The following is a 1155-nucleotide window of genomic DNA, read 5'->3' as shown; positions in this document are numbered from 1 at the left end:
AGTGGAAAACGTACATATGATTCCATTCCTGGTAGTAAACTCGCTTTAATAAAGGGTGGACCGCATGGTGTAAACGCAACTCATCCAATTTATCGGCCCATCTATCAGTTACCTGCACCAATCTTGGCTATTTGCTCTGCAATGATTGGTTGATCAGCGTTCTGAGGGATTACGATTAATGGAACTTTATTATATAGACCTTCACTAGTGCTATTCATTCCACCATGCGTTATAAATAATTTACTATATTTTAGCACTTCGATCTGTGGAACATATTGTTTTACAATAAAGTTTGGCGGAATAAAAAAAGTAAGATGAGAGCTGATGGTTGGCTTATTCTATATTTGTCGTCACAAAGAATAAATAGAAATAAACAGGTCCTTAATTATTATTCTATGCTCATAGTAGGATTGTTTTTGATATTAGGAGCAGTTTTTATATTTATGCCAATGTTTATTGATCGAGTATACTCGTTAGTAAAGATCAGTAAAAGTATTGGATGTTTATTACTTGGTGTTTTACTCTTAGCGTTTACTCTTCCAAGTCTTAAATATGTTGTATTTAAACAATATNNATGTCGTAAGCGGAAGATGTGTTATAGAAATTGATAGTTCAAGCCGAACTTCTGAAGCAGACTTTGATATGCAAGATACAGATGAAATATTTACTTTTAGAGATATTCCTAAACTGGATGCTTATGGGAGATCTGTTCCATATTATTGTAAGGTGACTGTTACAAAAGATCATAATTTTGAAGTAAGTTACAAAATATATAATAGCAAAACAAGAAAATTAATTTTGGCAAGTGAATAATTTATTAAAAAACTACTAATCTAGTAAAAAACTCTATTAAATTTAAAAACTTAAGGGAGCACCTTATTGAATAAACTATATTGCTAAAAGGAATTGTCTGATTTATTATCTAACTTCAGAGATTTTATACTACTAGAAAAAGTGAGTTCAAAAAAGTTAAAGGTAATTGTGAGTTCATTATTGAATTTAAATTAAATAATAAAAATGCAAAAGGAGATAATGATGAAACAATTGATTTCTGCTTTGTATATTTTGTTTGGATTATTAATTGTAACATTAACCTACTTTTCTAATTTTTCTGGTCCAAGATATCTCACAAATATAGGTTGGTTTCTTGTTATA

Annotated in this window: 1 protein-coding gene and 1 pseudogene; one reads left to right on the top strand and one right to left on the bottom strand. The window is 29.7% G+C overall.

What is annotated here, in order from left to right; translation table 11 throughout:
• Positions 1 to 110: 110 nt before the first annotated feature.
• Positions 111 to 302: pseudogene (locus tag CN514_RS24600) on the bottom strand (nucleotide disphospho-sugar-binding domain-containing protein); the annotation flags it as partial.
• A 340-nt stretch (positions 303 to 642) separates the two neighbouring features.
• Here CN514_RS24600 and CN514_RS26065 point away from each other — a divergent pair.
• Positions 643 to 813: a hypothetical protein gene (locus CN514_RS26065; protein WP_176526073.1), complete on the top strand. Its 171-nt coding sequence runs from the start codon at positions 643 to 645 to the stop codon at positions 811 to 813.
• The last annotated feature ends 342 nt before the right edge of the window (positions 814 to 1155 follow it).

Origin of the sequence: Bacillus sp. AFS001701 (assembly GCF_002559405.1) — a bacterium.
Classification (GTDB): Bacteria; Bacillota; Bacilli; order Bacillales; family Bacillaceae_G; genus Gottfriedia.
The sequence above is the reverse complement of the archived record's forward strand: the minus strand, read 5'-3'. Positions and strand labels throughout refer to the sequence as shown.